9 protein-coding genes and 1 other RNA gene are annotated in these 14,641 nt (G+C 34.0%); 5 read left to right on the top strand and 5 right to left on the bottom strand.

The features are described 5' to 3' along the window. The 5 genes from B3C16_RS00325 to B3C16_RS00305 form a co-directional block, all read right to left on the bottom strand. Positions 1-820, bottom strand: an 820-nt coding sequence (locus B3C16_RS00325; protein WP_291127416.1) for a helix-turn-helix transcriptional regulator, incomplete at its 3' end; no start/stop codon positions are given. Positions 821-1,020: 200 nt separating this feature from the next. Further along, positions 1,021-1,500 carry a M15 family metallopeptidase gene (locus B3C16_RS00320; protein ID WP_291127413.1) on the bottom strand — a complete coding sequence of 160 codons (480 nt, stop codon included), beginning with the start codon at positions 1,498-1,500 and terminating at the stop codon, positions 1,021-1,023. Between the two features lie 172 nt (positions 1,501-1,672). Then, positions 1,673-2,908, bottom strand: a complete 1,236-nt coding sequence (locus B3C16_RS00315) for a site-specific integrase (protein WP_291127410.1) — start codon at positions 2,906-2,908, stop codon at positions 1,673-1,675. 246 nt (positions 2,909-3,154) lie between these two features. Then, positions 3,155-3,552: a transfer-messenger RNA gene (gene ssrA / locus B3C16_RS00310) on the bottom strand. 45 nt (positions 3,553-3,597) lie between these two features. Continuing rightward, on the bottom strand, positions 3,598-4,818 hold the full coding sequence (locus tag B3C16_RS00305; protein WP_291127407.1) for a serine hydrolase domain-containing protein: 1,221 nt from the start codon (positions 4,816-4,818) through the stop codon (positions 3,598-3,600). A gap of 158 nt (positions 4,819-4,976) precedes the next feature. Here B3C16_RS00305 and B3C16_RS00300 point away from each other — a divergent pair, with 158 nt between their 5' ends. The 5 genes from B3C16_RS00300 (at position 4,977) to B3C16_RS00280 (ending at position 14,623) form a co-directional block, all read left to right on the top strand. Beyond that, entirely contained in the window at positions 4,977-6,179 is a 1,203-nt protein-coding gene (locus tag B3C16_RS00300; RefSeq protein ID WP_291127404.1) for an NAD(P)-dependent oxidoreductase, read from the top strand. A 59-nt stretch (positions 6,180-6,238) separates the two neighbouring features. Further along, a complete protein-coding gene (locus tag B3C16_RS00295; RefSeq protein WP_291127401.1) occupies positions 6,239-8,989 on the top strand; it encodes a helix-turn-helix and ligand-binding sensor domain-containing protein in 2,751 nt (916 codons plus the stop codon). Between the two features lie 249 nt (positions 8,990-9,238). Beyond that, positions 9,239-12,220 (top strand): SusC/RagA family TonB-linked outer membrane protein, encoded by a 2,982-nt coding sequence (locus B3C16_RS00290; RefSeq protein ID WP_291127398.1) that lies wholly within the window; start codon positions 9,239-9,241, stop codon positions 12,218-12,220. Between the two features lie 12 nt (positions 12,221-12,232). Further along, on the top strand, positions 12,233-13,690 hold the full coding sequence (locus B3C16_RS00285) for a RagB/SusD family nutrient uptake outer membrane protein (RefSeq protein ID WP_291127395.1): 1,458 nt from the start codon (positions 12,233-12,235) through the stop codon (positions 13,688-13,690). A gap of 30 nt (positions 13,691-13,720) precedes the next feature. After that, the gene (locus tag B3C16_RS00280; protein ID WP_121313836.1) at positions 13,721-14,623 is read left to right on the top strand and encodes a LamG-like jellyroll fold domain-containing protein; all 903 of its coding nucleotides are present in this window, start codon (positions 13,721-13,723) and stop codon (positions 14,621-14,623) included. Positions 14,624-14,641: the final 18 nt, after the last annotated feature.

Genomic DNA, 14,641 nt, shown 5'->3' with positions numbered 1-14,641 from the left:
CACTTTTTGCTGACGATTTACAGAAAGCTTTGTAAAAGTTGAGGTAAGAGTTGAAACCACTCATAAAGGCAATTTCTTTTAAGGATAAGTCCGTTTGTTGAATTAGCTTGTGTGCTTTTTTGAGGCGTTCTTCATTGTAGAGCTGGTAAATACTTGTATTGAAAAAGTGTCGGAATCCTACTTTTAATTTGAATTCGTTTGAGCCAAACATTTTTGCTAAAGCTTTAACTGAAGGAAGTGGTTCTTCGAGATTGTTTATAATGTAGTTGTAAACGCTTTGTATGATAGTTGAGTCTTTTGGACGTGGAATTATATTTCCTGAACTAAAGCTATCAGCGAGTGAGTTCTGAAGTACTGTTGTAACTGAAGTAATCAGAATATCATCACTATGAAGTAATTTAGAAATTGTAAAGTGAAATGGGAGCAGCTTTTTATTGCCGGTTACTAAAACTAATTGGATAGTGTGGAAATACTCTTCATTATTTATAATTTCCAGTTTTATGTTTTGCCAAATATCGTATGATTGAGGAGCTATTATTTTGTCAAACTTCATATCGTTTAGAGCGTCTGGACTGTAACCGAAGTTTGAAATGACTGATGCATTAAAGCTTTTGATATTATAGTCTTTGCTCAGCATAAATGTATTTTGGAGAACGCTTTGGTAATTGTAGTAGGGGATAACGTGACCTGATTTTGCAATCGTGTTTTGAATAGTTAGCCCTAAGATATTGAGTACGCTGCTTAGTTCATCTAATTCGTCATTCTTCTCTGTTGGTTCTATCCTATATGCCAAATTACCAGTTGCTAATTCGAATAGCATCTGATAAATATTTTTCATCCGTTGTTGGTAGGATTGGTTTTGCATGCAGAGAAGGAATAAAGCAGCAAAACTATAGAAGAAGAATTCCCGAATCAAACAGTATAGTGTGTGATTCGGGAATTTAATAGGGGTTTTTATGTGAAATTTATATTCTTAATCTTTTTCAATTAAAAGATTCTACGAATTGAATAAGCAATATTTTATAACAAAATTACATAACCATTTTTATCAAGTTTTAATTTTGCAAGTGCTTGCCATTTATTGAAACCACGTTTGTCGAAATGTGGCAAGTCTTTGAATGTTTTCCAATTACCGCCCCATTCCCAACCGTATTTTGCAAATATTTTTACACATTCGTACCAATCAGCTATTTGGTCATTGTCCCAATCTTTGGTGGTTTCCCAAGATGCCATTTTGCCGTCAATGATTAGGCAAATGTCTATGGCAAAGCCATAATTGTGTATGGATTGCCCGGCTTTGGCATTTGTTACTTTTTGGCCTATTGTGGTTCGGCCTTGTTGATAAAGTGCATCTTGCTCAGCAAATGTTCTTAAACCTTGGGTTACTCTTACTTTTGCTCTACCTGTTAGTGCTGTGTCACATTCTTGAATGATTGAGGTTACTTCATTTCTTACTGATGGATGTAGTTTTGCAATTCTATCTTTTGTTGGTGTGTCCATTGGTTTTAATTTGATTAGAGTTAATTATAATTGTTTTTTTTAAATTGTTATAATTGTATCAATTTGAATTTGAGGTATTTATTATGCAATTAAAGAATTTTATCAATCTAATTCAATTCGTATTTATACGTAATTTTTTGCCTTTTTATAGAGGCATTAATATATAATTGATTTATGAGCTTTGAGCCATTATTTTAGTTGATAGTTTTTGTTTTAGAATTGCCATATCATCGCTGACTTTTCTATCCAATATTTTTGCATAATGTTGAGTTGTTCTGAGATCTTTATGTCCTAGCATTTTGCTGACACTTTCAATAGGAACTCCATTTGATAGTGTTACTGTTGTTGCAAAGGTATGTCTGGCAATGTGAAATGTTAGGTCCTTTTCGATTTCGCATAAATCGGCTATTTCTTTTAGATAAGCATTCATTTTTTGATTGGAGAGGATTGGTAAAAGACGGTTTTCATTTAGACAAGTCGGATGGTTTTCATATTTATCAATAATTATTTGCGTGACCGGTAGAATAGGAATTTTTGAAGCACTTTCTGTTTTCTGACGATGAGTGAAAATCCATTTTTCACCATCTATGCCAATACTTATATGAAACTTTGTCAAATTTCTAACGTCAATATAGGCTAATCCAGTAAAACAGCTAAAAAGGAATATATCACGTACTAATGAAAGTCTTTCAGATTTTAAATTTTTAGTTATAAGACTTTGAATGTCTACTTCATTTAAATAGATGCGCTCTATATGTTTAACTTTCCCTCTATAGTTTGCAAAGGGGTCTTTATCTAGCCATCCGTTTGCACAACATTGTTTTACTATTTTGCCAAAGTTTCGAATATATTTAATTGTCGAGTTATTGTTGCATTTTTTTATACTTCTTAGGTAAAAATCATAGTCATTAATAAAGGCTAAGTCTATATTTATTATAGAGATATCATTGAGATTGTATTTATACTTCAAGAATTCTTTTGTATGACTTAATGAGGTAAGGTATCTCTTGTATGTATTATTTGCAAAATCTTTTCCAACCAAATCTTTCATGTTGTTGTTGTGATTTTCAAATATTGTTATCAGCATTCTTTGCTTTTCTTCGACTCCTAAAAATTTGTTTTTAAACGAACGTGCATCGATTTCAATATTGTTGTTTACCATATCCTTTTCGACCTCATTAACTTTGCATTTTAAAATATCGAGATAGCTATTTAATGACCTAGTTTCTTCTGAGTTTCCTTTTAATCTTCCTGAAATCGAATTCCATTTAGACGACTCGATAAATTTTGAAGTGCTGAATTCAATACGCACTCCATTAATGGTTACTCTTAAATAGATAGGTATTAAACCATTTTTAGCTGATTTTGAACTCTTAATGTAAAAGAGCGTTGATAGTTTGTGTTTCATTTTGGTGACCTTTTTTAGTTATTCAAATTAATGTTTATCCGTTTTATCTGCAAGATGTTCATTCTATGAACACCTTATTATACTGGTGCTGACAAAGAATTCGGTTACCCTGATTTTGAAATTTTTCGGGTAACCGAATTGGCCACCTTTATTTTGTGATTTGATGAATAATTTGAATAGTAGTAAAAACAGAAAAGCCTGTAAATCATACGATTTACAGGCTTTTGAACTAAAACAAAGTAGTTTCTGTGGAGTCGCCGAGAATCGAACTCGGGTCCAAACAAGCAACTAAAGAGCTTTCTACACGTTTAGTCTTTGATTGGGTTTTCGACAGTAGGCTATGCCAAAGACAGCGGCCTAATGCTTAGCTCTATCAGTGTCAGAAAGGATTCAGAACATTACCTTACCTAGGTTTACATTTACGGTTCCCCTGAGTCAGACGCCATAAACCAGGGCTTCTGAGGAGAATCCAGCTTCCCGATCTTATCGAGACTTGGCAAATCTTACTTTAATTCAGATTATGCAGCTAAAGCGTAGTTATTTTCGCCGTTTATGTGTTTATACCCTTGGATTTACGAGCAAAAGGTACCATGCTCGACGTGCTTACTGTTCAATTCGACTTGCTGTCAAAACCAGTCGACCCCAGTTTTTATTCTGATTAGCAAAAATCAGACCACAAAAGTAGTTAATTATTCGTCATTATCATCATTCAATTTAAATGGATAATCACCAAAAAGTGCGGCCAATTTTTTAGATTGATATGTTTTTTTGGTAAACTTATTGGAAAGTGTGATGATGGTTACTTTTTCTTTTCTCAAATTGATGAAAGAAGAGGTGTTGCCGTGCCACCAACCATTGTGAAAATAGAACGGTTCCCCTTTTTCATATTCAACCATTCTAATTCCTAGCCCATAATTTCTTAAACCTTTACTTTCATAGCTGTAACCTTTATAAACCTTTTTTAATAAATCAGCATTGAGGAAAAAAGGTGCGAAGCGCGCGGTATCAAACTTCAATATGTCCCTTGGTGTTGAGTAAATGTTTTTATCACCATAAATTCCGTCTAAATAATCGGTTCCGATTTCCATATTATTGCCTTTGTAGGAAGGAACGATGATTTCTCTGTCCTTTTCGAAATCACAAACAAAAGTATTGGTCATGCCTAATGGTGTGAAAATCATTTCTTTCATGGCTTCTGGATATTTCAATCCGGTTGCTTTTTCAATGATTAGCGCCAACATGGCATAATTAGTATTACAATAGCTAAAACGAGTATCGGTTTTGGTTTCTAAAGGGATTTCTTTTTCGACCATTACTTTGACTATATCTTCATTGGTTAGGATTTTTTTCTTATCCCAATTGTTATTTTCATAAGTGAAATAAGCATAATTTTTCATACCGCTTCTGTGGTTTAAAAGCGTTTGAACCGTCACATCAGGATAAGGAAAATCCTCAATTAAAGTAGCCGCTTTTTGGTCGAGTTTAATTTTTTTGGCATCAATCAACATCAAAATAGCGGTTGCAGTCAAGACCTTACTTACCGAAGCGATATGCAATGGTGTGTCTTTGGTTATTTTTTCATCCGTCCGTTTATTGGCATAACCCATGTAGTTTTCATAGATGATTTGGCCATTTTTGGCTACCAAAAAACTAACGTTGTCATTCTTTTCAGACCAAGTTTTTTCAAAGAAACGCGAAGTACCATATTTTTTATCCTCAAGAAATGCTTTGGAAAGTTTTGGTAATTCTTCTAGCAAAGGTTGCATTACAGGAATTCCGTTTTCGTTAATTTTAATAATACTTTCTTCTGCCTTTTCTTGTTTTGAACAGGAAGTAGGAACAAAACAGAAAGCAGTTATAAGTAAAGAGGAACAAAAAAGGAATATATAGTGGGATTTTTTAATTTTCATTTTTAAGACTTATGGAATCACAAATATAATTATTCAAGTAAGGTGGATAGTTAATATTTTGCAAAGCTTTCAACAGGTTTTTCACAATTTATATTTTTCCAAAAAAGTTTTGAAAACGTTTTCGTTACAACTACTTTTGAGGCACAAAAATCGAGAGCATGAAATTCGGAATAATTAAAGAGAGAAAAAATCCGCCTGATAGAAGAGTTGTATTTACGCCTGAGGAATTGGTGAGATTAAAGACCGAGCATCCGGAAGCAATTGTCAAAGTAGAAAGCTCTGACATCAGGGTTTTTAATGACGAGGAATATAAAAAGAACGGCATTGAAGTTTCAGATGATATTTCAGATTGCGATGTATTCTTTGGTGTAAAGGAAATACCGGTTGATTATTTGATTCCGAATAAAAAGTATTTTTTCTTTTCGCATACGATTAAAAAGCAAGCACACAATCGAAAATTGCTACAAGCTATTTTAGACAAGAATATTGAGCTTTATGACCATGAAACTATTGTTGATGCCAATAACAGAAGATTAATCGGTTTCGGACGTTATGCCGGGATTGTTGGTGCTTATAATGGTTTTAGAGCATTCGGCATTAAATATGAGTTGTTTACTTTACCCAAAGCAGAAATACTAACCGGTAAAGATGATTTAATCGTTCGTTTAAAAAGACAAACCTTACCCAATATCAAAATTGTCTTAACCGGTCACGGAAAAGTGGGAATGGGTGCCAAAGAAATTTTGGATGGGATAAAAATCAAACAAGTATCAGTTGAAGATTTTTTAAGTAAAGTATACTCACAGCCCGTTTATACCCAAATCGATGTTTTAGATTATAACAAACGTTTGGACGGAAAAGTATTGGACAATAACGATTTCTATAAAAATCCACAAGAATACACCTCCGATTTTGAGCGTTTTACCAAAGTAGCCGATATTTTTATGGCCGGACATTTTCATGGGAATAACGCACCGGATATTTTAACCCAAGAAATGCTCAAAGCGGCTGATTGCAAAATAAAAGTTGTTGCCGATATTTCTTGTGATGTTGACGGACCGATTGCCTGTACTGTAAAAGCTTCAACGATTGCCGAACCGTTTTTTGGTTATTTACCTTTCGAAAATAAAGAAGTTCCCTTTACTCATCCGGGTTCAATTATGGTGATGTCTGTAGATAATTTACCTTGCGAATTGCCCAAAGATGCCAGCGAAGGTTTTGGCGAAATGTTTATGGAACACGTGATTCCGGCTTTCTTTAACGGAGACAAAGATGGTATTTTACAACGCGCTAAAATCACCGAAAACGGCAAATTAACACCTCGATTTGCTTACCTTCAAGACTTCGTTGACGGAAATTAATTCGGGCTTGGTATCAAAAGGCATAAGTTTTTTTATTTTTGGGTAATAATCTACCAAAAGTGAAAAACAAAATCGCCTTTTTCTTTTTTCTACTCTGTTCATTTACTCATGCGCAGGAGTTGCTTCCTTTTGTGGAAAACTTTACCAAAAGCAATTACAACGGCGACAACCAAGTTTGGAGCGTAACACAAGGCAATGATAATGCTTTCTATTTTGCCAATAATCATTACTTGCTTCGTTTCAACGGTGTTCGTTGGGAGAAATACAGTTTGCCCAACAAAACCATTATAAGATCTGTTTTTTCGGATGGCGATAAAATTTATTCAGGTTCTTATAATGAATTTGGTTACTGGAAAAGACAGAATGGAATACTAAAATACACTTCACTTTCCAAAAACAAAAATTACTTTACCGGTTCGTCAATCAATGAAGAGATTTGGAAGATTTTTAAGCATGAGAATAAGATATACTTTCAGTCTTTTAATGAATTATATGTTTTAGAGAACAATAAGATTAGAAAAATCAGGATTCCTTTTCAGGTGTCGTATTGTTTTTTGGTTGACAATAAAATCTACGCAGCATCGGTTAAAGACGGTGTTTTTCTTTTTGAGAATAACGATTTCAAAAAGATTGAGAAATGGAATTTACTCGAAGACAATATCATTCATGCCATTGATAAAGCCAGTGGGAAAATGTACTTTTTTACTCAAAAAAGTGGTGTTTACATTGAAGACAGCAATGGTTTAAAACCATGGTCGCATCCGTTGAACGAATTACTAAAGAAGGAAATCATCATTACGGCTAAGGTAATTTCGAATAGCAAATTAATTATTGGAACGGCTTTTCAAGGGGTTTACATTATAGATTTGGCCAACAATAGTTATAATAATGTTTGCCGAAAAAATGCTCTGAAGAACAATTCCATTTTAAGTATTGGTTTGGACAAAGAAAATGATTTGTGGCTTGGTTTAGATAACGGAATTTCGCACATTGAAATCAATTCGCCTTATCGGATATTTTCCGACAACACCGGAATTCTAGGCTCTGTTTATACTTTGGCACCATTGAAAGAAGGCGGATTGTTGTTAGGTTCTAATCACGGAGTTTTTAAGTATCAGGATAAAATTTTGACCTTATTGCCCCAATCTCAAGGACAAGTTTGGGATATACTCCAAGTTGAAAACAAATACCTTATTGGTCACAACGACGGAACTTATATTTATGAAAACAATACGTTGCAAAAGTCGAATGAAGTCAGCGGTGGATGGAAATTTTTGAAAAGCAATTACCACAACAATTTTTTTCTGGCTAATTATTCGGGCATTGTTATTTATGAGAATCCGACAGATTTTAAAACTTTCAAATATTTTTCAAATCTGACCAAGCCAATTAAAAACATCATTCAGAACAAGCCAAATGAACTTTGGGCCGTTGACAATTACAGAAGTTTGTACAGAATCCTTTTTGACGAAAATTATGTTGTAAAAAAGGTTGAAAATATCACTCAGAAAAATAAAATTCTTAACGATTATGGTGTTAAAATGGTCAATTTTAATAATGAAGTGTTGTTTTACATTAATTCTAAATGGTATGCTTACAATGCGATTTCCGATACTTTAGAAATCAATGTTTATTTCAATAAATCATTTTCAAATATATCGGAACTCATTCCGATTGATGACGAAAACTTTATCGTTTTAAAGGACAAATCACTTTTTTTAATTAATAGAGTGAACGATAAATTTGTTTGGAATCTTATTCCGGAAAAATATTATGAAGGTAAAATCATCAATCAGGATACCAAAGTATTTAAGAATAATGGTGAATATTTATTGAATTTAGATGATGGTTTTTTTGCTTTTAAATTACAGAAGACTAAACCAAAACCAAATGACAAAAGCGTTAAGTTAGAAGCATTTGTTGATGGAGTTTTTGTGGAAAAGTCATCTACAATAGGGTACAACAAATCAATTGGTATAGATATTATTTCGGAATATTACGGTTACAACAAACAAGAATTGTTTTATACACTAGATGATGGTAAAAGGTATTTTCCTCTTAAAGATTCCAATATTGTATTAAACAACCTCTCCAGTGGAAGTCATGACGTTGCCATTTATTATAATGATGGAGATAATTACAAAGAGTTGGCCTCGTTTAACTTTAGCGTTGCCATGCCTTGGTATTTCTCGTTTTGGATGATTTTGATTTATGCAGCGATTATTTTTGCGGCATTTTATTTGTACTATAAGTGGAATAAAATAAGATACATAGAGAAATTAAAACTAAAAGAAGAAGAACTTAAACACCAGAAAGAAATTCTAAAACTAGAGATGGATGCCCAAAACAAATTGAAGTCTCAAGAATATGAAAAACACATATTGGAAGTTCAAATCCAGGCAAAAGCTTCTGAAGTAGCCGGAAAATCATTATCTATTGCGAAACAATCCGAAATGATAGAAAGTATTCAAAAGGCTTTAGAATCTGAGAATGATTTAGGCAATTTAAAAAGCAGTATCAAAAAAGCGATTAAAATAAATGCCATTAATAAAAATGAATGGGAGAGTTTTGAAAAGAATTTGCTTCAAAGTAACGAAGAATTTGTACAGCGTTTATCAAAAAAATATCCGGTCTTAACTTCTAAGGATATTAAGCTTTGTATTTACTTAAAAATGAATCTTTCTTCTAAAGAAATAGCTCCGTTAATGAATATTTCATTTAGAGGAGTTGAACTGCATCGCTACCGATTAAGAAAAAAGCTAGGATTAACTTCAGATGACAGTTTGTCAAAAATTATGATTAACTCATAATTTTTTACTTTTTATTGTCAATACTATAATTTTATTCTTAGTATTTTATTAATTATTAACTCATCAATTACTCATCATTTCCAATAACTGCCGATGAGTTTTTTGTCATATAAATTGATTTTAAATAGCTGTAAGTCAATTTATTATTTTTTTTATTTCTGAAAATGATGTGGTAATGTAGTAAGTGTAATCGCGTTACTATAACGTTTTAGTTTAGTACATTAGCTAAAACAAAATCACATTACTCAAATGAAAATTTTCCTATCTTATTTTTTATTGCTTACGATTAGTTGTTTTTCTTATGCTCAAGAACTAAATGGTAAAGTAGTTGATGAAAATGGCTTACCACTTCCGGGAGTCAATATTATTGCAAAAGACAAAAATATCAATAGCACCACTGATTATGATGGCAACTTTGCCATCCAAGCTGTAGCGGGCGATGTATTAGTTTTTTCTATGATAGGCTATGAAACTCTTACGCGAAATGCCCAGTCAAATATGGTCATTACTTTAAAAGAAAGTAACCAGTTATTAACAGAAGTTGTTGTGATAGGTTACGGAACTAAAAAGTCGGGTTCAATCACCGGTTCCGTTGCACAAATAAAGGCTACTGATATAGTTAAAACACCTTCACAATCTGCTATTCAAGCTATACAAGGTAAAGCAGCCGGTGTTAACATTGTCACTAATGATGAACCAGGTGCTAATCCTTCTATACGCATTAGGGGTTTGGGAACAGTTTTAGGCGGTAGAGATCCTTTGTATTTAATTGATGGTGTGGAAGCTACCGGATTAAACGGATTGAATCCAAATGAAATTGCTACCATAGATATTTTAAAAGATGCTTCTTCCTTAGCCATATATGGTCAAAAAGCTGCCAATGGAGCTGTTATTGTTACTACAAAAAAAGGAAAAAAAGGTAAAATAAGGGTAAATTATGATTCTTATTACGGTCAAAAATTCATTCAAAAGAAAGTTGAAATGGCCGACTCGTATCGCTTTGCGTATTACAATAATGTGGCAGCAGGTTCTTCAACCTATTATAGTTTTGATCAACCTTATAATACAGATTGGTTAGATGAAATTACCAATACAGGTGAAGTAATAAGTAATTATGTTTCTTTCTCAGGAGGTAATGAAAATGCCAGTTACTATTTTGGGGCTACAAATTATAAAGAAAAAGGTATTCTAATAGGAACAGAATACGAACGGAACAATATCAATTCAAGAAACGAATTCAAAATATTTGACGACAGACTTAAGATTTCCCAAAACTTTAATCTAGCTATAGCAAACAATACTCCTAAACCGGTTAGTGCTTTTACTAATGCTTACAAGCAATCTCCAATTGTTCCGGTGTATTTTCCAAATGGAAGATGGGGCGTACCATTGCGTAATCCTGCCACCGGACTTATAGATATCAATGGAAATGATCGTTTTAATAATGTGGCCAACCCGGTAGCCCAACTAACTTACTTCAATGAAAGAAGTAAAAATATTGTGATGTCAGGTTCTGTAGCCGCGGAAATTGCTTTGTTGAAGGAATTAAAATATACTTCCAATTTTGGAGCAACATACACTTTGAATAAAGGCTATAATTTTTCATCAAACGCCGATATTTATTTATCACAAAATGCGACACAAACATTGCAAGATTATGAAGATAGTTTTGGAGATAACCCAATAAAATACAATACACTTCAACAGTACAAAAGCGATGATTATATGTGGAATTGGGATAATTATCTAACCTATAAAAAATCATTTAATAAGCATGATTTTACCCTGATTGCAGGGATGTCTAGAACTACTAAAAATAATGGTGAATATTTATCCGGAACTCGCTTTAATGTTCCTGAAAGTTCCAATTACTGGTATTTAGATTTGGCTTCTTTTAATGCCGACGCACCACCAGGAAGTGTGGTTTCCAATAATCATTCAACTCCAATTGTTTCAATAGCTTATTTTGGAAGAGCGGAATATGAGTTTGATGATAAATATTTGTTATCCGCTTCTATCAGAAGAGAAGGAATCAGTTCTTTTCAAGATGTTAAAAAATGGGGTTACTTTCCGGCAGTTTCTGCAGGATGGGTTATTTCTAATGAGACTTTTTTAGAAAAAATAAAGTTTGTTAATTATCTTAAACTCCGAGCAGGTTATGGAGAAGTAGGGAATGCCAATTCCTTAAATGCCTTGAATATTCCTGTTTTTGCTGCAGGTTACAACTATGCTTTTGGAGATAGCCAAACTATTTTTCCGGGAAGCAATCAGCCTTATCAAGTAGATCCAAACCTTACATGGGAAACCATGAAAGAATTTGATTTTGGACTTGATTTTAAAGTGTTAAATAACAGACTTTCCGGTTCTGTTGATGTTTATGACAGAACATCTTCAGACGTTATACTTCCGGTATCACTTCCTCCTGTTTTATCTCCGGGAGAAGTGACTGTAAATACAGGAGAAGTTAATAATAAAGGAGTAGAACTTTCTTTGCGATGGGATGCTGAAATTAATGACAATCTGAAATATTGGGTTGCCGGAAATTTTTCCCATAACAAAAACGAATTGACCAAAGTCGATAACGCCTATTTTTCAAGATTAATAGGTGGTGGTTTAGGAAATGGCGAATACACTAAACAAGTATTAGTCGGACAACCTCTGGGTAGTTTTTATGTGTATGATGTGCTCGGTATTAATGGTGACGGGGCTTTCATATACAGCGATGAAAGGGTTATTGCTGGTTCTTATTTGCCAACTTACACCTACGGATTAAGTTTAGGTGGAAGTTATAGAAATTTTGATTTTTCTGTGGATACTTATGGTGTTGGCGGCAATAAGGTTTATAATGGTAAAAAAGCGCAACGCTTTGGTGGAGAGAATATTGAATACAGTTATTTAGATAGTTTTTGGACACCATCAACCCCGAATACAACTAATCCAAAGCCCTACAATGAAACTCCAAGACCTTCAACTTATTTTATAGAAGACGGTTCTTTTTTGAGAATAAATAATATTACCATTGGTTATACAATCCCAAAATTTTATAACAAAATTGAGAAAGTAAGAGTCTATATCACTGCTGTTAATCCTTTTGTATTTACCAAGTACACTGGATATTCACCTGAAGTTGTTGGAGGTGATAATGCTAATCCACTTGGAGGTGCCGGAATTGAGTTGGATGCTTATCCAACGAATAAAACATTTTTGTTTGGTCTTAACATAAGTCTTTAAAATACTATGAAAATGATGTGTAACATAAAATTTAAAACAGCAATACTGCTATTCTCTTCTTTGATTTTCTTTTCGTGTGAAGACGATTTGAATGTTGAACCCAGTAATGCTCTTACAGAGATTGATTTTCTTAACGATCCTAATAATGCCGTTCAACTGGTTAACGGGGTTTACAACAAGCAATTAGATTACAATATGTATGCTTTTTCTTGGATAGGAATTACCAGTATTGTTTCTGATGATGCTGATAAGGGCTCCACACTTACAGATACCGGTGTAGATAAAGGAAGATTAGATAATTTGGCTTTTGGACCTACAGATATTTCATTTAATGATGTTTGGATAGGTCGTTATGATGGAATATATCGTGCCAATAATGCTTTGTTTTATTTAGAGCAATTGTCTATCGAAGAAAGCCTCAAGAACAGATTGATAGGTGAGGTGAAATTCCTCAGAGCATTGTGCTATTTTGATTTGGTTCGTTGTTTTGGTGGTGTACCATTGGTAATTACAAAAATCGATATTAATGATACTGCTCAAATTAATGAAGTGGTATATGTTAGAAAATCAAAAGCAGAAACCTATGCTCAAATAGAAACTGATTTGTTAGATGCTATCGATAAATTGCCTTTGAAAGGGGCATACGCACCCAATGATAAAGGAAGAGCTTCGAAAGGAGCAGCACAGACTTTATTGGCTAAAGCTTATTTGTATCAAGAAAAATGGCAACAATCCTATGATATGTGTGGTAACGTAATGAGTTCTGCACAATACGGTTTGCTGACTAATTATGCTGATGTTTGGAAAGAAATAGGCGAAAATGGTTCTGAGTCAATTTACGAAGTACAGGCCACATTAACTAAAGGTTTACAAGATTACACCAATGTTCAAGGACCAAGAGGAACTCCTGATTTAGGTTGGGGTTTCAATACACCATCATTATCGCTAGCCAACTCTTTTGAACCCGGCGATGTTAGAAGAGGTAGTTCAATCATTTTTGTTCCTTCAGTGCTTTGGGATGGATTTGTTGCGCCAACAACGTGGACTAATCCTAGATACAATTATAAATCCTATCAAAGTAGCATCGCAGAATCTTGGAATGGAGACCGAACCCAAACAGCTAAAAATCTGAGAATTTTAAAATACAGTGACCTATTGTTAATTCGTGCAGAAGCGGCTTTTCATCTAGGGTTGAATTCAGAGGCAACAGACAGGATTAACGATTTAAGAACAAGAGCAGGTTTAGGGACATTAAGTTCGGTTACACTAATCTCAATTTTAAAGGAACGAAGAGCTGAGATGGCAATGGAACACGACCGTTGGTTTGATTTAATCAGAACCGGTCAAGCACAAGCAGCTATGGCTGCGGATGGCAAAACATTTATCGTTGGAACCCATGAATTGTTTCCAATTCCACAAAATCAAATAATTACAAGCGGAGGCTTACTAACTCAAAATCCGGGGTATTAAAATTAATTTAACTTAAACCATTTTTTTATTATGAAAACAAACAAAATTTTTATTTCAGCATTTGCTCTAACCATTGCATTTGGCTCATTAACAAGTTGTAGCAGTGATAGTGATAGTTCATTACCACCAATCGGAGGTTATGACAATGCAGGACAAGTAGGCGAGACTGATTTGGTTGCCTATTGGCCTTTAAATGGCAACGGGAAAGAGAGTATTTCCAATACATCTCCTTCTGCAACAGTAGGAGCAACTTATACCGGTGACGCCGTTAAAGGTGACGGTTTGGTTCTTACCAATGGATATTTAGCTTATCCTGAAATTACATCTTTGGCTACAACTTCAGCAAGTATGTCTATAAGTTTATGGGCTAAAATCACAAACAATGGAGGAACAGACGGACATCCAACGATGTTATTTTCTTTGACACGTCCAAACGAATGGGCTGGAAATTTTAACTTAATGTCTGAAACCGGTTGGAGAACAGTGGCTAGTGATACACTTGTGATCAAAGGTTTAGCAGTTATCAAAAATGGTGATGGAAGTGCCAACTTCCAAGACATTATCAATTCAGCTAATCCAAGTGTTGATGACATTGCAGCTGGTCACGTTGCTCATGCAGCAAAATTTGCCAATGTTTGGGCTCATTATGTAATCACTTGGGATGCAACAACAGCGTTATTTAAAGTATATGCTAATGGTCAAAAAATTTCTAACCCAGTTTGGGAATCTAGAAATGGTGGAACTGCTTTACCTTTAAGTTTCTTTACACCGGCTAGACCAGTTATCGGAACATTTGGATCAGTTGCTTTCGGAACGCCTGATTCTTGGCAACGACCTATGAACGGTCAAATTGATGAAATACGTGTTTGGAAAAAAGCATTATCGGCAGCAGATATCAACTCTTTATACGAGCTTGAATTAGCTGGAAGATAATCTTCTTTTAAATGCAAA

It is taken from the genome of Flavobacterium sp. UBA7682, from assembly GCF_002482945.1.
Taxonomy (GTDB): Bacteria; Bacteroidota; Bacteroidia; order Flavobacteriales; family Flavobacteriaceae; genus Flavobacterium.
This window is presented reverse-complemented; position numbering and strand designations above follow the sequence as displayed.

Bases quoted from the DNA above. Each gene is read 5' to 3' on its own strand.
- B3C16_RS00320 (WP_291127413.1), bottom strand. From the start codon at position 1,500: ATGGACACACCAACAAAAGATAGAATTGCAAAACTACATCCATCAGTA.
- B3C16_RS00315 (WP_291127410.1), bottom strand. From the start codon at position 2,908: ATGAAACACAAACTATCAACGCTCTTTTACATTAAGAGTTCAAAATCA.
- B3C16_RS00305 (WP_291127407.1), bottom strand. From the start codon at position 4,818: ATGAAAATTAAAAAATCCCACTATATATTCCTTTTTTGTTCCTCTTTA.
- B3C16_RS00300 (WP_291127404.1), top strand. From the start codon at position 4,977: ATGAAATTCGGAATAATTAAAGAGAGAAAAAATCCGCCTGATAGAAGA.
- B3C16_RS00290 (WP_291127398.1), top strand. From the start codon at position 9,239: ATGAAAATTTTCCTATCTTATTTTTTATTGCTTACGATTAGTTGTTTT.
- B3C16_RS00285 (WP_291127395.1), top strand. From the start codon at position 12,233: ATGATGTGTAACATAAAATTTAAAACAGCAATACTGCTATTCTCTTCT.
- B3C16_RS00280 (WP_121313836.1), top strand. From the start codon at position 13,721: ATGAAAACAAACAAAATTTTTATTTCAGCATTTGCTCTAACCATTGCA.